This is a genomic window from Streptomyces sp. NPDC042346, assembly GCF_055581845.1.
Window position 1 is genome coordinate 38534 of record NZ_JBVJEH010000014.1, and the last position, 22415, is coordinate 60948.

Genomic DNA, 22415 nt, shown 5'->3' on the forward strand with positions numbered 1-22415 from the left:
CGCGGCAAGAGTCGGTTCCGAGTTTCTCGGCCTTCCCGCCGGGGCGGTGAGGGGTGCCGTGCGGAACCAAGAGCCGCTGGGAGCACGGGAAGTGGGCGGCTGCGACTCCTTGACACCCGCTTCCCGCCCACGGAGCATCGAAGCGCTTCGAAAGCTTCCCCTCACTCCTCTGCCAAGGGACTCGCACGTGACCGCACACCGGCCGCCCTTCCGTGACCCGGCCCTTCCCGTCGCCCGGCGCGTCGACGATCTGCTCGACCGGCTCACCGCCGACGAACGCCTGGCCCTGCTCCACCAGTTCACGCCCGGCGTCGAGCGTCTGGGGCTCGCCGCCTTCCGCACCGGACAGGAAGCCCTGCACGGTGTCGCCTGGATGGGTCCCGCGACCGTGTTCCCGCAGGCCGTGGGGCTCGGGGCGAGCTGGCACCCGGAGCTGGTGCGCCGGGTCGGCGAGGCGGTGTCCCGCGAGGCGCGGGCGATGCGCGCCAAGGACGGCCGGGTCGGCCTCAACGTCTGGGCGCCGACGGTGAATCTGCTGCGCAACCCCCTGTGGGGCCGCGGCGAGGAGGGGTACGCGGAGGACCCGGCGCTGACCTCCGCGATCGCCACCGCGTTCACCCGCGGGCTGCGCGGCGACCACCCGGTGTACTGGCGTACCGCCCCGGTCCTCAAGCACTGGCTGGCCCACAACAACGAGGCGGAGCGCGACACTTCCTCCGCGTCCGTACGCCCCCGGGTCCTGCACGAGTACGACCTGCGGGCGTTCCGGGGCGCCGTCGAGGCGGGTGCGGTGGCCGGGGTGATGCCCGCGTACAACCTGGTCAACGGGCGCCCGAACCACCTCTCCCCGTACCTGGAGGAGGAGTTGCGGCGCTGGACGGACCAGGAGCTGCTCGTCTGCTCCGACGCGGGAGCCCCGTCGAACCTCGCCGACTCCCAGGGGTACTTCGCCACGCACGAGGAGGCCGTGGCGGCGGCGCTGCGCGCCGGGGTCGACTCGTTCACCGACCACGGGACGGACGCCTCGGTGATCCTGGGCCGACTGCGGGGGGCCCTGGAGCGCGGCCTGATCGACCGGGCGGACGTCGACCGGGCGGTGCGGCGGCAGTTGACCGTGCGGTACCTCCTCGGCGAGTTCGACCCGGACCTCGATCCGTACGCGGAGGAGAGCCGGTTCGACACCCCCGAGCACCGGGAGCTGGCCCGCGAGGCGGCCGAGGCGGCGATCGTGCTCCTCAGGAACGAGCCGCCGGTCGGCGAGGAGCGCCCGCTCCTGCCGATCACGGCGACGGAAGGGGTCCGGATCGCCGTCGTCGGTCTCCTCGCCGACGCCTGCAAGCTGGACTGGTACAGCGGTTCGCTGCTGCACCGCTCCACCCCGCTCGCCGGGCTGCGGGAGCGGTTCGGGCCGGAGCGGGTGAGCTTCGCCGAGGGGGTGGACCGGATCCGGCTGCGTACCGCGTCGGGCACGTGGCTGCGGGTGCCGGAGAGCGGGACGGAGGCCGAGGTTCCGGACACCGAGGTCGCGCTCGACCCGGCTCTGCTCGCCGGCCGCACCGACCTGCCGCCGCTGACCGCCGACGCGGAGGGCTCCGAACTGGCCCTGATCGACTGGGGCGACGGGGTGCTGACCCTGCGCGCCCCCGACGGCCGGTACCTCTCGGTCGCCGGGGACGGGTTCGTCCGCGCCTCGGCCGACGAACCCGGCGGCTGGGTCGTCCAGGAGACGTTCCGGCTCGAAACCCAGGGCGACGGACACGGCGACGCACACGCTGACAGACACCTCCTTCTGCACCTGGGGACGGGTGGCTACGTCTCTGTCGCCGCCGACGGCGTGAAGGTTGCCGCCGACCGCGAATCCGCCGAGGTGTTCTCGGTCGAGACGGTCGAGCGGGGCGAGGAGGCGGTCGCCCGGGCCGCGGCCGGCGCGGACGTGGTGATCGTCGTCGCGGGGAACGACCCGCACGTCAACGGGCGGGAGACCGAGGACCGCACGACGCTCGCGCTCCCCGCCCAGCAGGACCGGCTGTGGCGGGCCGCGCACGCCGTGAACCCCCGGACGGCGCTCGTCCTCGTCTCCTCCTACCCGTACGCGGTGCCGGAGGCGGCCGCGACCCTCCCGGCGCTCCTCTGGACGGCGCACGGCGGCCAGGCGGCGGGCACGGCCCTCGCCCGGACGCTGGCCGGGGACGTCTCCCCGGCGGGCCGGCTCCCGCAGACCTGGTACGGGGCGGACGCCGACCTGCCGGGGATGCTCGACTACGACGTGATCGGCGGGCGCCAGACGTACCTGTATTTCGACGGCGTCCCGCTGTTTCCGTTCGGGCACGGCCTGACGTACACCACCGTCCGGTACGAGGGGCTGACGGCCGCCGTCGACGGCGAGGAGATGCGGATCTCCTGCACCGTCACCAACACCGGCGCCGTCGCATCGGACGAGGTCGTCCAGGTGTACGGGCGGGCCGTGGCGCCCTCCGTGCCACGGCCGCACCGTGAACTCCTCGCCCACGAACGGGTCCACCTCACTCCCGGCGCACCCACCGCACTCTCCTTCACCGTGCCGGTGGCGGCGCTCGGTTTCTGGGACGTGGCCCACCGCCGGTGGGCGGTGGACCCGGGGCCGTACGAGGTCCTCGCGGGAACCTCCAGCGCCGACGTGCGCCGCACGGTCCGCGTCGAGGTGCCGGGTACGGCGCCCGGGCCGCGTCCGGTACGGGAGACGGGCCTGGCGGCCGTCGACTACGACGAGCAGACCGCGACCGTGATCGTCGACCGCTCCCGGGTCTCCGGCGACGCGGTGACCCCGGCCGATCCGGACGTGCCCGGCACGCTCCTCTTCCGTGCCTGCGACTTCGGCGACGGCGTCACGGAACTGACCGTGACGGCCGCGGGGGCGGGCGAGGTGACGTTCTTCGCCGGTACGGGGACGGCCGCGCTGGCCCGCGTGACGGTGGGGCCCACGGACGGCCCGTACGACCACACCACCGTGGGGGCGCCCTGTCACGTCCGGGACGTGACGGACTTCCGCGTCGAACTGCGCGGGCCGTTGCGCCTCGCGCACGTCGCCTTCTCCGGCTGAAGGACCAGGAAGCGCGGCGCATGGGGCGTCCCGCCAGGGCCTCGTGGCCCGGCGGGACGCCTCTTCTCAGCGTGCGGGAGGTAGGTAGGCACCCGTGATCGTCTACCTGGGGCCCACCATGACCCGCACGTCATCCTTACGTCGCGTCGCCCTGGTCGCGACGGCGCTCGCCGCGCTCGCCGTCTCCTGCGGCACGACACCGGAGCCCGACCGTTCGGCGGCGGGCCTTGGCGCGGCGGCATCGGCCACGACCGGCTCGCTCGCGCCGTCCTCCGGCGAGGATGTCCGTGGCGCCTTCGCCACCCTCCAGGCCACGCGTGACGAATCCTGCGCGAAGGACTGCGCCGACGTCCTCGGCCGCGTCCACAAGGAACTCCAGGAGCTGGACGGGGCGATGAAGGCCGACCCCAAGGGGCCCGGACACTTCCCCGAGCCGATCCAGAAGATCGCCGAGCTCAACAAGACGCTGGCCGACGACAGTTCCTCCGAGAACCTGAAGAAGCACGAGAAGCTGCTCGTCGGCACCCGCGACTTCATCAACACGTGGATGCAGGGCCACCCGGACGACTACCGCTGACGCACCGAGGCGACGAAGACCGCGAAGGCGGCGGCGGAGACGGCGAAGGTCGAACCGGCCGGAACCTTGGAGTCGCGGACGGGGACGACTCCGAGCGTGGGAACAAGGTTGTGGGCGACCTCCACGCAGTTGCCACCGTCGTCACAGTAGGAGGACTTGAGCCGGCGGGGGACCCGACCCTCACAGAATGCTCTCTCGCAGGGCCTTGATCATGGCCAGTGAGTCCGCAGGGGAGAGTGCCTCCGCCGCAAGCCGATGATAGGTCGTGTTCAGGTAGGTCAAGGTGACGCGCTCCCGTACCAGACGCCCTCGGGCCTGCGCCTCGGTGTAGGCGAGCATGGACCGGTCGGCAAGGGTCAGGAGGGTCAAAGGCATGTGGGACGGACGTCTCTCCCCCATGCTGAACGGTGCCACCTGGACGAACGTGAACGGTCGCGCTGCCAATTCGACGAGCCGGTCGAGCTGCGCGGCCATGACGTCGGGGCCACCGACCATCTGGCGGAGGCAGCTCTCGTCCAGCACGGCGAAGTGCATGGGCGGTCGCCGCCGCTCCAGAATCTCCTGACGCTCACGCAGAATGTCCACTCTCTGCGCGGCCTGGTCGGCCGTGACGGACCCCCGCTCGACGTTGAACGCCGCCAGCACCTCTGCATACTCGGCGGTCTGGAAAAGCCCCGGAATGATCCCAATGTCGAACATGCGAATCTCGACGGCCTGGCGCTCGTAGTGGACGTACTCGGGGAAGCCCTCCAGAAGCACCCCGTCCCGCATCCTCTGCCATTCGCGCTCGAAAGACTGGGCCGTTCCCGTCAGACCAAAGGCGGAGTCGATCTCTCGCGACAATTTGAGAGTTGGAGACCTGCGGGCGGTTTCGACAGCAGAAACATGCTTGCCCGAGTACGAGGTCCGCGCCGCCAGATCCTCCTGCTTCCAGCCTCGCTCCTCTCGCAACCTGCGCAAACGTGCGCCGTACGCCGCCGCGAGCCCGCCGTCCGGGTCCAGCTCCTTCCGATTGACCACAACTCTCCTTTTGGAGGAGGACGTTGAAGATTTGAAGACCTGCCGAATATACGTCACGCTGGTGGCCCCTGGTAGTGGATTCGCTACGGAGAGGAGCACTCATGCGCGAAAGCGACCGCCCAGCCCCGGTCCCCGACCTCGGGACGTTCATGGCGGCAGACACACCCGAGGGAAAGCCCCGCCTCGGGAAGGTGACCGCCTGGGACGGCGAGTTCGTCCACCTGCAACGGCTCGGCGGGGGAAGCGCGTGGAGGGCTGCACCGTCCACGCTGCGTCGTCCGACCGAGGACGAGCGCGCACTGATCCGCGTGCTCACCACGCCAGTCACGGCGGCGACGCGCGTGAGGCAGACCTGCCCGGAGCCTCCGGTGGTCCTCTCGGTGGACCCCGTGCCGCCCGCCGTTCCGGTGCCGGGCTGTGCCACGTGCGCGGCCGCGTCCGAGCGGGAGCGGTACTGCCGCCGGAAGCACGACCATTCGGCGGCTGCGGACTTCCGCGTCGAGATCCGCAACCACCCGCACGGGACGCCGGAGTCGACGTTCCGGGAGCGGCCGTGACCACGCCGGCGGTGACCGTCGCGCCGGTCTACCGCATGGTCCAGCACGCCGGACCGGAGTCCGAGCTCACCATGACCGCGAGGTGTCTGGACGGCGGGTGCGCATGGGAGTCGGAGCCGACACCGGGGCCCGGGACCGGTGCGGTCGGGTGTGCGGCGCACACCGCGGCCACGGGACACACCACGTTCGCCGTCTGCCTGGAGTACGTCGCCCTGGTGACGACGGAGGCGGCGATCCCGTAGCCGGCGGAGTCCCGCCCTCGGGGGTCAGCCCCTCAGTGTGGCGATGGCCTTCTCGATGCGCCGAAGGCGCGTCTCGGGCTTCTTCGCGCTCTCGATGGCTCGCACGTGCTCGCGCTTGTGGCTGTACGAGAGGTTGTCGTAGGCGGCGCGGGCGACCGGGTCGTCGTCCAGAGCCCGGGCGAAGTCCGCAGGCTCGACGACGACGCGCGGTTCGGTGTCGAGCTCCAGTACGACCTCGACCTCGTCGCCGATCGCGACACCCGCGGCCTGCCGGTTGGCGTTGCTGAGGCCGAGCAGGTGGCGGCCGCGCAGGATGGCGACCCGGCTCTTCCAGGAATGCCCGTTGACCGTGATCGTCACCGGCGGTCGCGCGCCCCCGCCGAGCGCTGTTACCACCTCGGGCGGAACCTCCAGGCCCCGCATGGGCTCGGGCGGCTCGACGTGGGCCCGGAACTTCATGGCTTGCTCCTGTTGTCCGCCGGCGCATCGCGGCTACTCGGCGTAGCTCCGGCCGGTTCCCGGGGCACTGTAGCCGAGACTCCGGGCACAGCCCCTGTGAACACATCCCCCACCCGGACCGGGTCAGTTCCCGTTCTCGACACCTCCTGGTCCGAGAGTCCTCACCTCGTACGGCAGGTCGGTACCGGTCGCCTCCACGCGCGGGCCGTCCGGAGTGCCAGTCACCCGGTAGACCGCCGCGGGGGCGCCGCGGTGGTCCGGGATCGTGACGGTGGTCGTGCTGCCGACCGGACCTCCCGGGGCCACCAGGAGGGTCAGGCCGTCGAGCCAGTCGCCGTCCGGGCGGGAGTCGTCGGCGCCGAGGGGCAGGACGGCGCCGGGGCGGACGTACAGCGGGAGGCTGTGGAGGCCGTGGGTCTCGTGGCGCCAGCCGGGGCCGGTGACCGTCTCGCCGGTGAGGAGGTGGGTCCACTCCCCCTCGGGGACGTACACCTCGACCTCGCCGCCGGGGCTCATCACCGGCGCCACGAGCAGGTCGGGGCCGAGCATGTACTGCCGGTCCAGGGTCCGGCAGGCCGGGTCGTCGGGGAACTCCAGGAGCATGGGCCGCATGACGGGGACGCCCGTGGCGTGGGCCTCGGCGGCCACCCCGTACAGGTACGGCATGAGCCGGTGCTTGAGCCGGGTGAAGCGGCGCGCGACCTCGACGGCCGCCTCGCCGAACTCCCACGGCACCCGGTACGAGTCGCTGCCGTGCAGCCTGCTGTGCGAGGAGAGCAGGCCGAAGGCGAGCCAGCGCGTGAAGACCTCGGGTTCCGGCGTCCCCTCGAAGCCGCCGATGTCGTGGCTCCAGAAGCCGAAGCCGCTGAGGGAGAGCGAGAGGCCGCCGCGCAGCGACTCGGCCATGGCCTCGAAGGAGGCCCAGCAGTCGCCGCCCCAGTGGACGGGGAACTGCTGGCCGCCGGCGGTCGCCGAGCGGGCGAAGAGGACGGCCTCGCCGGTGCCGCGCTCCTCCTCCAGGAGCTCGAAGACGGTCCGGTTGTAGAGCTGGGCGTAGTAGTTGTGCATCCGCTCGGGGTCCGAGCCGTCGTGCCAGACGACGTCGGTGGGGACGCGCTCGCCGAAGTCGGTCTTGAAGCAGTCGACGCCCTGCGCGAGCAGCGGGCGCAGCTTGTCCTGGAACCAGGTCCTGGCCTCGGGGTTGGTGAAGTCGACCAGAGCCATGCCGGGTTGCCAGAGGTCCCACTGCCAGATGTCGCCGTTCGGGCGCTTGAGTAGACAGCCCCGCTCTCTGCCTTCCTCGAAGAGGGGGGACTTCTGTGCGATGTACGGGTTGATCCACATGCCGACGCGCAGGCCGCGCGCCTTCAGGCGGGTCAGCATGCCCGCCGGGTCGGGGAAGGTCTCGGGGTCCCAGGCGAAGTCCGACCACTGGTACTCGCGCATCCAGAAGCAGTCGAAGTGGAAGACGGAGAGCGGGATGCCGCGCTCCGCCATGCCGTCGACGAAGGAGGTGACGGTCTCCTCGTCGTAGCGGGTGGTGAAGGAGGTGGTGAGCCAGAGGCCGAAGGACCACGGCGGGGGCAGCGCCGGGCGGCCGGTGAGCGCGGTGTAGCGGGCGAGGACGTCCTTGGGCGTCGGGCCCGCCACGACGAGGTACTCCAGGGTTTGGTCCTCGACGCTGAACTGGACCTGGCCGACGGCCTCGGATCCGACCTCGAAGGAGACCCGGCCGGGGTGGTCGACGAAGACACCGTAGCCGCGGGAGGAGAGGTAGAACGGGATGTTCTTGTAGGCCTGTTCGCTGCTGGTGCCGCCGTCGGCCTGCCAGATGTCGACGCTCTGCCCGTTCCGGACGAAGGGCGTGAAGCGCTCGCCGAGGCCGTAGATCTGTTCGCCGACGCCGAGCGCGAGCTGGACCGCCATGTGGTGGGAGCCGTCGGCGGTGGTGACGAAGGCGGTGCCCTTGCGGCCGGACGCGGTGAGGGCGCGGCCGTCGTCCTCGTGGAAGTGCAGCGTCCAGGGCGCCGAGCGGTCGAGGCGCAGCCGCAGCGGGCCGGAGGCGAGCTCGACGACCGGACCGTCCACCGTGACCTTCCCGGCTCCGGCCCCGCCCTCCGCGAGGGCGAAGTCCGGTCCCCGGTGGGCCTTTCCGGCGTGGTGGGTGACGCGGACCCCGATGACGCCCTCGGCGGGAGCGTGGCACTCCACGGTGAGGAGGGCCGAGTTCAGCGTGTCGCCGCGGGTGGCGACCCGCTTGACGGAGGCGTAGGCGGTGAAGCGGTCGGCTTCGACGCGCAGGTCGCGGACTTCGGTGGCGTACGAGGCGTGGACACCCTCGCGCATCAGCCAGAAGCCGTCGGTGAACTTCATGCGGGTCCTTGGAGGTGGGGTGAGGTGGAGGCCGCACCGAGGGAGGAGGGGCCGCAACGAGCGAGGAGGGATGCGCCGAGCCAGGTGGGGATGCGCCGAGGGATGAGGGGCCGCAACGAGCGAGGAGGGGCTGCACCGAGCCCCCAATAGTTATCCCAGAAAACAAAACGGTGGACCAGCCCCGTAGAAAGCGTTTGCGCGAAGCATTGACGAAACACGAACGCCCCCCTAACTTCATGCCCGTTGCACTTCGTACGTCATATATGAGACGCGATACACGAGATCTGAGAGTGCTCCATGGCCTTCGCCCCCAGCCCCATCCCGTCCCGCACCCAGTACGTCCTGGAAGCGATCAAGCACGACATCCTCACCGGAGGGCTCAGACCCGGCCAGGCGCTCGTGGAGACCGAACTCGCCGCGCGCTTCGGGGTGTCGAAGACCCCGGTGCGCGAGGCGCTCAAGACCCTCGCGGGCAGCGGGCTCGTGGTGATGAGCCAGTACAAGGGCGTCACGGTCCGGATGGTCGACGCGGACATGGCCCGCGCGGTCTACGACGTGCGCCTGCTCCTGGAGCCCGAGGCGGTCCGCCGCGCCGTCGCCACCGCCGCCCCGCTCGACGCGGCGGACGAGGCGCTGCGCCGGGCCGCCGGGGCCGAGGACCCGGCCGAACGGTCCCTGGCCAACCGGGACTTCCACCGCGCGCTCTACCTGCCCTGCGGGAATCCGCTGCTCGGCCGGATGCTCGACGAGGTCCGTGACCAGGCCGCCCTGGTCTCCACGGTCGCCTGGGCCGCCGTCCCCTCCTGGGAGCGCGAGGCCGCGGAGCACGAGGAGATCCTGCGGCTCGCCGTCGCGGGCGATGCCGAAGGCGCCGGCCGGGCCGTGCACGACCACATCGCGTCGTTCGTCGAGCGCGCCTTTCCCCACTCCCCCCTGAACAGCGAGTGAGCACCCCGTGAGCATGGAGTTCGAGACCCTGAGGGCCGCCCTCGCCGACGTGGTGGCCATCCCCGTCACCCCGTTCGCCGAGGACGGCTCGGTCGACACCGCGGCGCACCGCGCGCTGCTGCGCCGCCTCCTCGACGGCGGCGTCCGCACCCTCACGCCGAACGGCAACACCGGCGAGTTCTACGCCCTCACCCCCGAGGAGCGCCGCTCCCTCACCGAGGCGACCGTCGAGGAGGCCGGGGACCGCGCCGTGATCCTGGTCGGCGTCGGCCACGACGTGCCGACGGCCGTCGAGGCCGCCCGGCACGCCCGCGCCGCCGGGGCCCACATGCTGATGGTCCACCAGCCCGTCCACCCGTACGTCTCCGAGAGCGGCTGGGTCGACTACCACCGGGCCATCGCCGAGGCCGTGCCGGAGCTCGGTGTCGTCCCGTACCTCCGCAACCCGCTCCTGAGCGGCGCCCGGCTCGCCGAGCTCGGCGCCGCCTGCCCGAACGTCGTCGGGGTGAAGTACGCCGTCCCGGACGCGTCCCGGTTCGCGGGCTTCGCCCGGGACGCGGGCCTCGACCGGTTCGTGTGGGTGGCGGGGCTCGCCGAGCCGTACGCCCCCTCGTACTTCGCGAGCGGCGCGACGGGCTTCACCTCCGGCCTCGTCAACGTCTCCCCCGCGCTCTCCCTGGAGATGCTGCACGCGCTGCGGGCCGGCGACTATCCGACCGCGATGAAGGTGTGGGAGCGGATCCGCCGTTTCGAGGAGCTGCGCGCGGCGAACGGCAGCGCCGACAACGTGACCGTGGTCAAGGAGGCCCTCGCCTCCCTCGGCCTGTGCCGCCGCGACATCCGCCCGCCGAGCCGCGAACTCCCCGAGAGCGAGCGGGCCGAGGTCGCCGCGATAGCCGCCGGGTGGCCGATGTGACGAGGAGACCCGAGGACCTGCGCAGTCACCAGTGGTACGGCACGGACGGGCTGCGTTCGTTCAGCCACCGGGCCAGGACCCGCCAGCTCGGCTACCTGCCGGAGGAGCACCTCGGCAAGCCGGTGATCGCGATCCTCAACACCTGGTCCGACATCAACCCGTGCCACGTCCACCTCCGCGACCGCGCGCAGGCCGTGAAGCGGGGCGTGTGGCAGGCCGGCGGCTTCCCGCTGGAGTTCCCGGTCTCCACCCTCTCGGAGACCTTCCAGAAGCCGACCCCGATGCTCTACCGCAACCTCCTCGCCCTGGAGACGGAGGAGTTGCTCCGCTCGTACCCGGTGGACGGGGCGGTGCTGATGGGCGGCTGCGACAAGACGACCCCGGCGCTGCTCATGGGCGCCGCCTCCGTCGACCTGCCGACGGTCTTCGTCCCGGCCGGTCCGATGCTGCCCGGCCACTGGCGCGGGGAGACCCTCGGCTCCGGCACGGACATGTGGAAGTACTGGGACGAGAAGCGCGCCGGGCGGATCGGCGACTGCGAGATGGCCGAGCTGGAGAGCGGTCTGGCCCGCTCCCCCGGGCACTGCATGACGATGGGGACGGCCTCCACGCTCACCGCCGCCGCGGAGACCCTGGGCGTGACCGTGCCGGGCGCCTCCTCGGTGCCGGCGGTGGACTCGGGTCACGACCGGATGGCCGCGGCCTCGGGGCTGCGGATCGTGGAGCTCGTACGGGAGGACCTGCGGCTGTCGCGGCTGCTGACCCGGGAGGCGTACGAGGACGCGGTCGCCGCCGTCCTGGCGCTCGGCGGCTCGACCAACGCGGTGATCCACCTGATCGCGATGGCCGGGCGCTCCGGGGTGAAGCTGACGCTCGACGACTTCGACCGTATCGCGCGGACCGTCCCGGTCCTCGCGAACCTGCGGCCCGGCGGCCGGTACCTCATGGAGGACTTCCACTTCGCCGGCGGGATGCCCGGGTTCCTGTCGCGGCTCACGGACGTGCTGCACCTGGACCGGCCGACGGTCTCGCACGCCACGCTGCGCGAGCAGCTCGCCGGGGCCCTCGTCCACGACGAGGACGTCATCCGCGACCGGGCGAGACCGCTGGCGGCCGAGGGCGGGGTCGCCGTGCTGCGCGGCAACCTCTGTCCGGACGGAGCGGTCATCAAGCACATCGCGGCCGAGCCGCGGCTGCTCAAACACACGGGTCCCGCGGTCGTCTTCGACGACTACCGGACCATGCAGCGGACGATCGACGACCCGGCGCTCGGCATCACCGCCGACCACGTCCTCGTGCTGCGCGGAGCGGGCCCCAAGGGCGGGCCGGGCATGCCGGAGTACGGGATGCTGCCGATCCCCGCGTACCTCCTGGAGCAGGGGGTGAAGGACATGGTCCGGATCTCCGACGCCCGGATGAGCGGGACGAGTTACGGGGCGTGCGTGCTGCACGTGGCGCCCGAGTCCCATGTCGGCGGACCCCTTGCCCTCGTCCGTACGGGCGATACGATCACCCTCGACGTCGCGGCGCGCTCCCTCCATCTGCACGTCACGGACGAGGAGCTGGACCGCCGCAGGGCCGCGTGGACACCACCGCCGGCCCGGTACGAGCGCGGCTACGGCGCGCTCTACATGGAGCAGATCTCCCAGGCCGACACCGGCTGCGACTTCGCGTTCCTGGCCAGGCCGGGAACCACCCCCGATCCGTACGCGGGCTGACCCCGCCACCCGAGGCACCACCCGAGCCCCGCCCCTGAGCGCGACCCCGCGCCCGCCCCGAGCCCGTCCGAGAACCGACCCCGCCCCACCTGTCCGAAATCTCGAACGTCGTTCGCGAAGCGCTTCACCGAGAACGGAGCCGCCGTCATGGCCTCAGCTGTGACCTCACCGCCCCAGGCCGACACGGCACGGAGGCGCCGCCGCACGGGATCGGCCCCCCGCCGACTGCCGTATCTCCTGATCGCCCCCGCCGGACTGCTGATGCTGGGCTTCATCGCCTACCCGGTGCTCAGCGTCTTCTACTACAGCCTCCAGCACTACAACCCCACCAAGCCCTGGCGGAACGGCTTCGCGGGCCTGGAGAACTTCACCCGGATCCTCACCGACGACCCGCACTTCTGGGGGACGCTGACCTTCAGCGCGAAGTGGGTCGTGGTCGAGGTCACCCTCCAGCTGCTCTTCGGCCTCGCCCTCGCCCTGATCGTCAACCAGACGTTCGTGGGCCGCGCCCTGGGCCGGGCCCTCGTCTTCTCGCCGTGGGCCGTCTCGGGCGTGCTCACCTCCGCGATCTGGGTGCTGCTCTACAACTCCCAGACCGGCATCACGCGTTACCTGGCGGACCTGGGCATCGGCGAGTACGGCACGTCCCTGCTCTCCGACACCTCGACCGTCTTCCCCGCGGCGATCGTCGCCGACCTCTGGCGCGGGGTGCCCTTCTTCGCCATCCTCATCCTGGCCGACCTCCAGTCCGTACCGAAGGACCTGTACGAGGCGGCCGAGGTCGACGGGGCGGGCCGGATCCGCCAGTTCCTGCACATCACGCTGCCCCACATCCGGGACGCGATCGTGCTGTCCACGCTGCTGCGCGCGGTGTGGGAGTTCAACAACGTCGACCTGCTCTACACCCTGACCGGCGGCGGCCCCGCGGGCGAGACGACCACCCTCCCGCTGTACATCGCCCACACCAGCGTCGACGCCCACAACTTCGGATACGCCTCCGCCCTCACCACGGTGGCGTTCGTGATCCTTCTCTTCTGCTCGATGGTCTATCTGCGCCTGAGCAAGTTCGGAGGCGACGGCAAGTGACAGCCGAGTCCACCCTGACCGCCGTCCCCGCCCCGGGGGCCGCGCAGGCACCACCGCCCCCCGACCGGACCCCGCCGGCCGCCGGCCGCAAGCGCCGGCCGGCCTGGGACGAGGTCCCCCGCTGGCAGATCTATCTGCCCCTCGGGATCTACCTCGTCTTCACCCTCGTCCCGTTCTACTGGATCCTCCTGTTCGCGGTGCGGCCGGCCGGATCCACCTCGCTCCTGCCGTGGCCGATGACCACCGACCACTTCGAGAAGGTGTGGACGGACCGCAGCTTCGGCGTCTTCTTCCAGAACAGCCTGCTCATCGGCGTCGCGGTGCTCGTCATGACCACCGTCGTCGCGCTGGCCGGCGGCTACGCGCTCGCCCGCTTCGACTTCCGGATCAAGAAGGGCTTCATGCTGGCCCTGCTCTGCTCGCAGTTCGTGCCCGGCGCCCTGCTGCTCGTGCCGCTCTTCCAGATCTTCGCCGAGCTCCGGATGATCAACTCCCTCGGCTCGGTCGTCATCGCCGAGACCGTCTTCCAGCTCCCGCTGTCGATGATCCTCATCAGCGGCTTCATCAGGAACGTGCCGTACTCCCTGGAGGAGGCCGCCTGGGTCGACGGCTGCAACCGCTTCCACGCCTTCCGGATCGTCGTCCTGCCGCTGCTGCGGCCCGGCCTGGTCGCCGTCGGCTCCTTCGCCTTCGTCCACGCCTGGAACCACTTCCTGTTCGCCCTGATGTTCCTCAGCAGCCAGGACAAGCAGACGATCCCCGTCGGCCTCAACACCCTCATGGGCGCCGACAGCGTCGACCTCGGCGCGCTCGCGGCGGGCGGCGTCATCGCCGCCGTCCCCGTCGTCATCGTCTTCGCCTTCATCCAGAAGTGGCTGGTCACCGGCTTCAGCGCCGGGGCGGTGAAGGGATGAACAGCAACCACCCGCAGAGGGAAAACATGAACGCCGCACCCACCCGCACCCCGCTGCCGGTCGTCCTCGCCGGCGCTCGCGGCCACGGCCGCAGCCACCTCCTCAACATCCGCCGCCTCGAAGAGCGCGGACTCGTCCGGCTCGCCGGGGTCTGCGAACTGCGCCCGCTCGACGCGGCCGAGCTCGACGGCATCGGGGACCCGGCGCAGTCCGCCGACTTCGAGGCGCTCCTCGCCGCCACCGGCGCCCGGATCGCCGTCCTCAGCACCCCCATCCAGACCCACACCGACATGACCCTCGCGGCCGCCCGGCACGGGGCGCACATCCTCCTGGAGAAGCCGCCCGCACCGTCGTTCGCGGAGTTCCGCAAGATGGCCGACGGCGTCGCCGAGGCCGGGGTGGCCTGTCAGATCGGCTTCCAGTCGCTCGGCTCGCACGCCGTCCCCGCGATCCGCCGGATGGTCGAGGAGGGCGCGATCGGCGAACTCCTCGGGGTCGGCGCCGCCGGAGCCTGGGTCCGCGACGAGGCCTACTTCCGGCGCGCGCCCTGGGCCGGCCACCGGCGGCTCGGCGGCGTCGACGTCGTCGACGGGGCGCTCACCAACCCCCTCGCGCACGCCGTCGCCACCGCGCTCGCCCTCTCCGGCTCCCCCCGCGCCGAGGACGTCGAGCACATCGAGACCGAACTGCTCCACGCCCACGCCATCGAGTCCGACGACACGTCCTGCGTCCGGGTCGTGACCGCGGCCGGCACCCCGGTGACGGTGGCGGCGACGCTCTGCGCCGAGAAGTCCTCGGAGCCGTACGTCGTCGTCCACGGCAGCCAGGGCCGCATCACCTTCTGGTACCGGCAGGACCGGGTCCTCGTACAGCGGGCCGGGCACGGCCCCGTCGAGACCGAGTACGGGCGGACCGACCTCCTGGAGAACCTCGTCGCCCATGTGACGGACGGCGAGCCGCTGTGGGTGCCCCCGGCGGAGACCGGCGCCTTCATGCGGGTCGTCGAGGCGGTCCGTACGGCCCCGGATCCGCTGGAGGTGCCCGCCGCGCACTGGCGCACCGAGCCCGGCGAGAGCGCGCCGCGCCGGGTCGTCGACGGGATCGACGCCCTGGTCGACGCGAGCGCCGACGAGCTGCGGCTCTTCTCCGAACTCGGCGCCGTCTGGGCGCCGTCGACCCGGGCGGAGGCCCGATGACCGCCGAGCCGCCCACCCTCCTGCGCTGCGCGGGCCGCACCGTCGCCCGCTACACGACCCGGCCCGCGCTGGCCGCCGACCACGCGCCCCGGCCGTATCTGCACCCCGTGACCACCCTCGGCGGGCGGGTGGTGACCGAGACCGTGCCCGAGGACCACCCGCACCACCTGGGCGCGGGGGTCGCCGTCGCCGACGTCGCGGGCCACAACTTCTGGGGCGGGCGCACCTTCGTCCGCGACCGCGGTTCGGTCGAGCTCGACAACCACGGTGTGCAGCGGCACGACGGGTTCAAGCTGTGCGACCCGGACGGCTTCGTCGAGGAGCTGTCCTGGTGGGCGGGGGGCGAGCGGCTCCTGCGCGAGCACCGGACCGTGGCGGCCACCGCCCTCACGGACTCCGCCTGGGCCCTCGACCTCACCTTCTCCCTCGCCAACGTGTCGGGGCGGGACCTGTCGATCGGCAGCCCCGCGACGAACGGCCGGCCGGGCGCGGCGTACGGCGGGTTCTTCTGGCGCGCGCCCCGCGCGCCCGAGGAGACCTCCGCGCCCGCGGTCTTCGGGGCGGCCCCGGACGCCGACGGCGAGTTGGCGGTGCACGGCGCCCGCTCGGACTGGGTGGCCCTCGCGGGCGAGGGCTGGACCCTGGTCTTCGCCGGGGCGACGGAGACGACCCGCCGCGACCCGTGGTTCGTGCGGGCCGCCGAGTACCCGGGCGTGGGGTCGTCCCTCGCCCACGACGGCCGGCTGCCGGTGCCCGCCGGGGAGACGTGCGTACGGCGGGTGGTGACCGTCGTCGCCGACGGCCGGCTCGACCGGGCCGGCGCCGCGGCCCTGGTCCGCAAGGCGGTGGCGTCGTGAGCGGAGCCCGTACGGCGGCCCCGTCGGCGGCCACGTCGGCAGCCCCGCCGGCCGCCACCGGCGACCTGGGCGACGGTACGTACCGCAATCCGGTCCTCGCGGCCGACTGGTCGGACCCGGACGTCGTCCGGGTCGGCGAGGACTACTACCTGACGGCGTCCAGCTTCGGCCGCGCCCCCGGGCTTCCGCTGCTCCACTCCCGGGACCTCGTCAACTGGACGATCGTGGGCCACGCCCTGGAGCGGCTCGAACCGGCCGCCGCGTTCACCGCGCCCCGGCACGACCGCGGGGTCTGGGCGCCGTCGCTGCGCCACCACGACGGACGGTTCTGGATCTTCTGGGGCGACCCCGATCACGGGATCTTCCAGGTCAACGCCCCTTCGGTGCGCGGACCGTGGACCGTCCCGCACCTGGTGAAGTCCGGGCTCGGCCTGATCGACGCCTGCCCTCTCTGGGACGAGGAGTCCGGGGAGGCGTACCTCGTGCACGGCTGGGCCAGGTCCCGCGCCGGGTTCAACAACCGGCTCACCGGGCACCGGATGAGCCCCGACGGCGCGAAGGTCCTCGACGAGGGCCGGGTCCTCGTGGACGCCGACCTGATCCCGGGCTGGTTCACCCTGGAGGGCCCGAAGCTGTACCGGCACGACGGCTGGTTCTGGATCCTCGCCCCGGCCGGGGGCGTGGCCACCGGCTGGCAGGGCGCCTTCCGGTCACGGTCGTTCCACGGCCCGTACGAGGAGCGGACCGTGCTCGCGCAGGGCGACACCGACGTCAACGGCCCCCACCAGGGCGGCTGGGTGCGCACCCAGCGCGGCGAGGACTGGTTCCTGCACTTCCAGCAGTCGGGCGCCCACGGCCGGCTCGTCCACCTCCAGCCGATGCGCTGGGGCCCGGACGGCTGGCCGGTGCTGGGCGACGGCGGCGCGCCCGTCCGCGTCCACCGCAAGCCGGACCTGCCGGAGCAGCCGCGCTCACGGCCGGCGGTCGACGACACCTTCCCCGGCGGGCGGTTCGGCCGCCAGTGGCAGTGGACCGCCAACCCGGACGAGGGCTGGGCGACCCAGCACGCGGGCGACGGTCTGCGCCTCGGCTGTGTCCGTACGGACCGGCTCGACGATCTGCGGAGCGTGCCGCACGTCCTCACCCAGCGGCTGCCGGCCGGGGCGTGCACGGTCGAGGTCGGGCTGCGTCTCGACGGCGAGGCGGCGGGGGCCCGCGCGGGGGTCGTGGTCCTCGGCGACGCGTACGCCTGGATCGGCCTGGAACGGGCCCCGGACGGCACGGTCCTGCTGACCCACCGCTTCGCCCCCGCCCAGGCCGACCGGGAACGGGACGCGGCGCACTCCCGGCCGGTGGCCGGAGACCGGGTCCTGCTGCGGATCGAGATCACGGCGGACGCGCGCTGCCGCTTCTCGTACGCCTCCGAAGACACCTCCGAAGACGCCTCCGAGCACGCCTCCGAAGGCGGCGACGGCGACGGCCCCGGAGTCCCGGTCCCGCTCGGCCCGGAGTTCGCCGCCACCCCCTGGCGCTGGGTCGGCGCGCTGCTCGGCCTGTTCGCGGGCGCGCCGGAGGGCAAGGGGCACGCCGGGACGGCCGTGTTCTCCGCTTTCCGCGTCACCGCCTGAGTACCCCTCGCTCCCCCTGACCTCCCCCACATCCCCAGCACATCCCCATCCCCGCAAGACCCCGAGAGAAGAGAGCCGACGATGACCATCTTCCCCGGCGGACGGCGCAGAGCCGCCCTCGCCCTCGCCCTGACCGGAGTCCTCGCCCTGACCGCCACCGCCTGCGGTGACGACGGCAGCGGCGCGGGCGGCGACAAGGGTACGGAGGGATCGGGCAAGGGCAAGATCACCTTCTGGGACAACAACGGCGGAGTCCGCACCGATGTCTGGAAGGAGATCATCGCGGACTTCGAGAAGGCGAACCCGGACATCGACGTCGAGTACGTCGGGGTGGCCTCCAAGGAGGTGCAGTCCAAGTACGACACCGCCATCCAGGGCGGCGGTCTGCCGGACGTCGGCGGCGTCGGCGCGGCCATGCTCGCCGGGATCGCCGCGCAGAACGCCCTGGAGCCGCTGGACGCCCGGGTCGAGGACAGCGCGCTCAAGGGCAAGCTGAACACGGGCATGGTCGACAGCGTCAAGGCCGCCGGCGGCCAGGACAAGCTGTTCACGGTCCCGACCTCCGCCAGCAACGGCGTCCTCTACTACCGCACCGACCTGTTCAAGGCGGCCGGTCTCGCCGAGCCCACCACCTGGTCGGCGTTCTACGCGGCGGCCGAGAAGCTCACCGCGAAGGACAAGAACCGTTTCGGCTACACGATCCGCGGTGGCGCGGGCTCCATCGCCCAGGCCCTGGACGCGATGTACGGCCAGAGCGGCATCACCGACTTCTGGAACGGCGACAAGACCACCGTCAACGACCCGAAGAACGTCGCGGCCCTGGAGAAGTACGCCGGCCTGTTCAAGAAGAACACCCCGGCCGCCGACGTCAACAACGACTTCACCAAGATGGTCGCCCAGTGGGACAGCGGCGAGATCGGCATGCTGAACCACAACCTGGGCTCGTACCAGGACCACGTGAAGGCGCTCGGCACGGAGAAGTTCCGGGGCATCCCGAACCCCACCCTTGACGACGGCACCCGGGTGCAGGTCTCCAACCCGGTCGACGGCCTCGGACTGTTCTCCTCCAGCAAGAACAAGGCCGCCGCCTGGAAGTTCATCGAGTTCGCGGCCTCCCACGCGTCCAACAGCAAGTGGAACAAGTCGGCCGGCGCCATCCCCGCCAACACGGAGGCCGCGAAGGACCCGTGGATCCAGGAGGCCGAACCGACCAAGCTCGCCGCCGACGTCCTCTTCAGCGGCAAGGCCACGATCGTGCAGCTGCCCTACTACCTGCCCGACTGGAACACGATCTCCAAGGCCGACAACGAGGCCGCCTTCCAGAAGGTCCTCCTCGGCAAGGCCACGGCCAAGGAGTTCCTCGACACCCTCGCCGAGCAGCTGAACGCGGCCCAGGCCGAGTGGAAGCAGCAGAACAAGTGAGCGTCGGCCGCCGCGCGGTGGTCACGGCCGGGGCGGGCCTCGCGCTCGCCCTGGCCGGGACGCCCGCCCTGGCAGGGGCGCCCGCCGCCCGTTCCCAAGGACTTCCTTCCCCAGGACACCCTCCCCAAGGACACCCCCGTATGCGCACCGTCTTCCTCGCGGGCGACTCCACGGCCGCCCAGAAGTACGCCGACGCCGCACCCGAGACCGGCTGGGGCATGGCGCTCCCCTTCTTCCTGCACCAGGGCCTGACCGTCGCCAACCACGCGGTCAACGGACGCAGCACCAAGAGCTTCCTCGACGAGGGCAGGCTCGACGCGATCCTCGCGGCGATCCGCCCCGGCGACCTGCTCCTCGTCCAGTTCGGCCACAACGACGAGAAGACCACCGATCCCACCCGCTACACCGAACCGTGGACCACCTACCAGGACAACCTGCGGGTCTTCGTCGAGGGCGCGCGTTCCCGGGGCGCCCTCCCGGTGCTCGCCACCTCCGTCGAGCGGCGGAAGTTCGCCGCCGACGGCACCGCCCTGCGCACCCACGGCGCCTACCCGGCGGCGATGCGGGAGACCGCCCTGGAGGCGGACGTCCCGCTCCTCGACATCGAGACGCTGTCCCTGGCCCTGTGGCAGAAGCTCGGCCCCGAGGCCACGAAGACGTACTTCAACTGGACCGCGGCCGAGCAGGACAACACCCACTTCAACCCGCCCGGCGCGATCGAGGTGGCCCGTCTCGTCGCCGCCGAACTGCTCCGCACGCACGTCCTCGCGCCGCGCGAGACGCGCCGCCTGGACGACGAGATCCCCACCGACCGGATCACCTGGCCCGTTTCCGAGGAGAGCTGACCGTGAACCGACGCAAGCAGCTGGGAGTGGTGGCCGCGACCGCCCTCGCCCTGGCGGTCACCGCGCCCGCCGCCGGTGCCCACACCGGCCACCGCCCGGCCGCCGACCCGGCCAGGGCGACCCTGCCGGCCGGCGACGGCTGGGCGGCCGAGGGCACCGGCACCACCGGCGGGTCCGCCGCCGACGCCACCCGGGTCGTCACCGTCACCACCTGGGCGGAGTTCCGGGCCGCGCTCGAAGCGCCCGGCGCCGGACCCCGCATCGTCAAGGTGGTGGGGACGCTCGACGCGACGGCCGACGGCTGCGCCGCCTTCGAGGCCCCCGGCTACGACTTCGCCCGCTACCTCGCCGACTACGACCCGGCGGTCTGGGGGTACGAGCACGAGGTCAGCGGCCCCCAGGAGGAGCTGCGGGCCGCCTCCGCCAGGGCGCAGGGCGAGGCGATCAAGGTGAAGGTGCCGGCCGACACCACGATCATCGGCGTCGGCCGGCACGCGGGGATCACCGGCGGCAGCCTCCAGGTGCAGGGCGTGGACAACGTCATCGTCCGGAACCTCACCCTGGAGAGCCCGCTCGACTGCTTCCCCCAGTGGGACCCGACGGACGGCGCGACCGGGGCGTGGAACTCCGAGTACGACAGCCTCGTCGTGTACGGCTCCACCCACGTCTGGATCGACCACAACACCTTCACCGACGGGGCCCACCCGGACAGTTCGCTGCCCTCGTACTACGGGGAGGTCTACCAGCAGCACGACGGCGAGCTGGACGTCGTGCGCGGCGCCGACCTCGTCACGGCCTCCTGGAACGTCTTCACCGACCACGACAAGACCCTGATGATCGGCAACAGCGACAGCGCGGGCGCCACCGACCGGGGCAGGCTGCGCGTCACCCTCCACCACAACCTCTTCGACAAGGTCGTGGAGCGGGCGCCCCGGGTGCGCTTCGGACAGGTCGACGCGTACAACAACCACTTCGTGGTGGCGGGTCCTTCGTACGTGTACAGCCTGGGCATCGGTCAGGAGTCCCAGCTCGTCGCCGAGAAGAACGCGTTCACGCTCGCCGCGGACGTCCCCGCCGGGCAGATCCTGAAGAAGTGGAAGGACGCGCCCGTCACGACCTCGGGCAACCACGTCAACGGCCGCCCGGTCGACCTGCTCGCCGTCCACAACGAGCAGTACCCCGCGGAAGCGCTGCGCGGGGACGCGGGCTGGACGCCGGTGCTGCGCACCCGCGTCGACCACCCGAAGGCCGTCCCGGCCCTGGTCGACCACCACGCGGGCGCCGGCCGCCTGCGCTGAGCCTTCTCGGCAGGGGGCCGGGGGGCACTCCCCCCGGCCCCCCTTTCCCTCCCTCCCTCCCACCCACCCACCAGCGAAGGAGCACCCGCATGCCCTCGCACCACCCCGGAGCCGATGCGATCGGCCGCCGTACCCTCCTCACCGCCGGTGCCGGCGCGGCCCTCGCCCTGGCCCTGCCCGCCGGAACGGCGACGGCGGCGTCGCCGAACCGCCCCTTCGGACGCTTCGGTTCGCCCGCCGCCCGGCTCACCGAGCGGACGCTGTACGTGCACCCCGGCGGGCTCGGCGACCACACCACGGTCCAGGCCGCCGTCACCACCGCGAACGGCACCGGCTGGACGCTGGTGCTCGCCGCCGGGACGTACCGGGAGACGGTCACGGTGAGCTCCGCCCGTACCGAGATGACGTGGATCGGCGCGAGCGGGGACGCCCGGGACGTCGTCGTGGTGTACGCCAACGCGGCCGGGACGCCCCGCCCCGAGGGCGGCACCTACGGCACGAGCGGTTCGGCGACGACCACCGTGCAGGCGGACGGCTTCACCGCGCAGGGGGTCACCTTCGCCAATGACTTCCTCCGTACCGACCTCCCGGGGAACCCCGGCACGCAGGCCGTGGCGCTCAAGGTGCAGGGGGACCGCTCGGCGTTCCTCCACTGCCGATTCCTCGGCCACCAGGACACGCTGTACGCGGACTCGATGTCCCTGTCGGCCTTCGCCCGGCAGTACTTCGCGCACTGTTACGTGGAGGGTGACGTCGACTTCGTCTTCGGCCGGGCCACGGCGGTCTTCGAGCAATGCCACTTCCGTACGCTGGCCCGCACCGATCTGCCGGGCGCCCCGTACGGCTTCGTCTTCGCCCCGTCGACGGCGGGCGCCGGCCCGTACGGCTTCCTGGCCTCCCGCTGCCGGATCACCAGCGAGGCACCCGACGGCTTCTACAAGCTGGCCAGGCCCTGGGTCCCGAGCTCGGACCCGACCGCCCGCCCGTCGCTCGTGGTCCGGGAGAGTGTCCTCGGCCCCGGGATCGACGCCGTCGCCCCGTACGCGAACATGCGCGACGCCTACCCGTGGCAGGCCCAGCGCTTCGCGGAGTACCGCAACTCCGGCCCGGGCGCCACGATCACCGTCCCGGAGAACCGCCCCCAACTGACGGCGGCCGGGGCCGCGTCCGCGACCCCGGCGGTGTACCTGGGCGACTGGACCCCCGAGCCGGTCGGACCGGCAGGTCGAGGCAGTCGATCGCGGTGGCGGGACTGAGGAACGGGTCGAGCGCCTGGCCGG

Annotated in this window: 19 protein-coding genes and 1 pseudogene; 16 read left to right on the top strand and 4 right to left on the bottom strand. The window is 72.3% G+C overall.

The genetic code is table 11. The annotated features are described in order from the left end of the window. The first annotated feature begins 187 nt into the window (after nt 1-187). Together ACZ6K0_RS38960 and ACZ6K0_RS38965 are read left to right on the top strand one after the other, a co-directional pair. The gene (locus tag ACZ6K0_RS38960; RefSeq protein ID WP_469234744.1) at nt 188-3079 is read left to right on the top strand and encodes a glycoside hydrolase family 3 C-terminal domain-containing protein; all 2892 of its coding nucleotides are present in this window, start codon (nt 188-190) and stop codon (nt 3077-3079) included. A gap of 118 nt (nt 3080-3197) precedes the next feature. Further along, nucleotides 3198-3656: a hypothetical protein gene (locus tag ACZ6K0_RS38965; RefSeq protein ID WP_469234746.1), complete on the top strand. Its 459-nt coding sequence runs from the start codon at nt 3198-3200 to the stop codon at nt 3654-3656. Here the strand turns inward: ACZ6K0_RS38965 and ACZ6K0_RS38970 are convergent. Together ACZ6K0_RS38970 and ACZ6K0_RS38975 are read right to left on the bottom strand one after the other, a co-directional pair. Beyond that, nucleotides 3647-3826: pseudogene (locus tag ACZ6K0_RS38970) on the bottom strand (DUF397 domain-containing protein); the annotation flags it as partial. The gene ACZ6K0_RS38965 and the pseudogene ACZ6K0_RS38970 overlap by 10 nt on opposite strands. Nucleotides 3827-3836: 10 nt before the next feature. Beyond that, nucleotides 3837-4676, bottom strand: a complete 840-nt coding sequence (locus ACZ6K0_RS38975; protein ID WP_469234748.1) for a Scr1 family TA system antitoxin-like transcriptional regulator — start codon at nt 4674-4676, stop codon at nt 3837-3839. A 101-nt stretch (nt 4677-4777) separates the two neighbouring features. On the opposite strand from ACZ6K0_RS38975, the gene ACZ6K0_RS38980 reads away from it, so the two are divergent. Next, the gene (locus tag ACZ6K0_RS38980; RefSeq protein ID WP_469234749.1) at nt 4778-5233 is read left to right on the top strand and encodes a hypothetical protein; all 456 of its coding nucleotides are present in this window, start codon (nt 4778-4780) and stop codon (nt 5231-5233) included. Next, entirely contained in the window at nt 5230-5475 is a 246-nt protein-coding gene (locus ACZ6K0_RS38985) for a DUF7848 domain-containing protein (protein ID WP_376410108.1), read from the top strand. The genes ACZ6K0_RS38980 and ACZ6K0_RS38985 overlap by 4 nt, the downstream gene beginning before the upstream one ends. A gap of 24 nt (nt 5476-5499) precedes the next feature. Here the strand turns inward: ACZ6K0_RS38985 and ACZ6K0_RS38990 are convergent, their stop codons facing one another. Both ACZ6K0_RS38990 and yicI read right to left on the bottom strand, forming a co-directional pair. After that, a complete protein-coding gene (locus tag ACZ6K0_RS38990) occupies nt 5500-5934 on the bottom strand; it encodes a YdeI/OmpD-associated family protein (protein ID WP_469234751.1) in 435 nt (144 codons plus the stop codon). 123 nt (nt 5935-6057) lie between these two features. After that, entirely contained in the window at nt 6058-8307 is a 2250-nt protein-coding gene (yicI, locus tag ACZ6K0_RS38995; protein WP_469234752.1) for an alpha-xylosidase, read from the bottom strand. Nucleotides 8308-8604: 297 nt separating this feature from the next. On the opposite strand from yicI, the gene ACZ6K0_RS39000 reads away from it, so the two are divergent. From ACZ6K0_RS39000 to ACZ6K0_RS39055, 12 genes are all read left to right on the top strand, one after another. Next, nucleotides 8605-9255, top strand: coding sequence for a GntR family transcriptional regulator (locus ACZ6K0_RS39000; RefSeq protein ID WP_376410117.1), 651 nt, complete (start codon nt 8605-8607; stop codon nt 9253-9255). 13 nt (nt 9256-9268) lie between these two features. Then, nucleotides 9269-10171 carry a dihydrodipicolinate synthase family protein gene (locus tag ACZ6K0_RS39005; protein WP_376410218.1) on the top strand — a complete coding sequence of 301 codons (903 nt, stop codon included), beginning with the start codon at nt 9269-9271 and terminating at the stop codon, nt 10169-10171. Beyond that, a complete protein-coding gene (gene araD / locus ACZ6K0_RS39010; RefSeq protein WP_469234754.1) occupies nt 10168-11889 on the top strand; it encodes an L-arabinonate dehydratase in 1722 nt (573 codons plus the stop codon). Before ACZ6K0_RS39005 ends, araD begins: the two co-directional genes overlap by 4 nt. A gap of 147 nt (nt 11890-12036) precedes the next feature. Continuing rightward, complete coding sequence (locus ACZ6K0_RS39015; RefSeq protein ID WP_376410123.1) at nt 12037-12975, top strand: carbohydrate ABC transporter permease; 939 nt, start codon at nt 12037-12039, stop codon at nt 12973-12975. A 14-nt stretch (nt 12976-12989) separates the two neighbouring features. Next, nucleotides 12990-13889: a carbohydrate ABC transporter permease gene (locus tag ACZ6K0_RS39020; RefSeq protein WP_376410221.1), complete on the top strand. Its 900-nt coding sequence runs from the start codon at nt 12990-12992 to the stop codon at nt 13887-13889. Nucleotides 13890-13915: 26 nt separating this feature from the next. Beyond that, nucleotides 13916-15085 carry a Gfo/Idh/MocA family protein gene (locus ACZ6K0_RS39025; RefSeq protein WP_469234756.1) on the top strand — a complete coding sequence of 390 codons (1170 nt, stop codon included), beginning with the start codon at nt 13916-13918 and terminating at the stop codon, nt 15083-15085. Continuing rightward, on the top strand, nt 15082-15942 hold the full coding sequence (locus ACZ6K0_RS39030) for a DUF6807 domain-containing protein (RefSeq protein ID WP_469234758.1): 861 nt from the start codon (nt 15082-15084) through the stop codon (nt 15940-15942). Before ACZ6K0_RS39025 ends, ACZ6K0_RS39030 begins: the two co-directional genes overlap by 4 nt. A 65-nt stretch (nt 15943-16007) precedes the next feature. After that, a complete protein-coding gene (locus ACZ6K0_RS39035) occupies nt 16008-17570 on the top strand; it encodes a glycoside hydrolase family 43 protein (RefSeq protein ID WP_469234925.1) in 1563 nt (520 codons plus the stop codon). An 81-nt stretch (nt 17571-17651) separates the two neighbouring features. Continuing rightward, nucleotides 17652-18992 (top strand): ABC transporter substrate-binding protein, encoded by a 1341-nt coding sequence (locus ACZ6K0_RS39040; protein WP_469234760.1) that lies wholly within the window; start codon nt 17652-17654, stop codon nt 18990-18992. Next, a complete protein-coding gene (locus tag ACZ6K0_RS39045; protein WP_469234762.1) occupies nt 18989-19837 on the top strand; it encodes a rhamnogalacturonan acetylesterase in 849 nt (282 codons plus the stop codon). Before ACZ6K0_RS39040 ends, ACZ6K0_RS39045 begins: the two co-directional genes overlap by 4 nt. A gap of 2 nt (nt 19838-19839) precedes the next feature. Beyond that, nucleotides 19840-21135, top strand: a complete 1296-nt coding sequence (locus ACZ6K0_RS39050) for a pectate lyase family protein (protein WP_469234764.1) — start codon at nt 19840-19842, stop codon at nt 21133-21135. An 89-nt stretch (nt 21136-21224) separates the two neighbouring features. Beyond that, the gene (locus ACZ6K0_RS39055) at nt 21225-22391 is read left to right on the top strand and encodes a pectinesterase family protein (protein WP_469234765.1); all 1167 of its coding nucleotides are present in this window, start codon (nt 21225-21227) and stop codon (nt 22389-22391) included. Nucleotides 22392-22415: the final 24 nt, after the last annotated feature.